Source organism: Paraburkholderia sp. SIMBA_027 (assembly GCF_046535315.1).
GTDB lineage: Bacteria > Pseudomonadota > Gammaproteobacteria > Burkholderiales > Burkholderiaceae > Paraburkholderia > Paraburkholderia tropica.
Window position 1 is genome coordinate 1 of sequence record NZ_JAWRWY010001340.1, and the last position, 246, is coordinate 246.

Here is a 246-nt window from a genome sequence, read left to right on the forward strand (position 1 = left end):
GATGGCGCTGCTACTTCCCTTCCTGCCGCTCTATGTCGAGGAGCTCGGCGTCCGCGATCATGCGGCGATCGTTCAGTGGTCGGGTATCGACTATGGCGCGACCTTCTTTGCCGCCGCGTTCGTCGCGCCGCTCTGGGGCAGGCTCGGCGATATCTATGGGCGCAAGCTGATGCTGGAGCGCGCCAGCCTTGGCATGACGATCGCCATTTCGCTGATGGGCATGGCAGGAGATGTCTGGCAGCTGGT

The 246-nt window shown here is 63.4% G+C and carries 1 pseudogene; it reads left to right on the top strand.

Features of this window, described 5'->3' with window-relative positions:
* Window position 1: 1 nt before the first annotated feature.
* A pseudogene (locus tag SB764_RS43530) lies at window positions 2–246 on the top strand (MFS transporter); the annotation flags it as partial.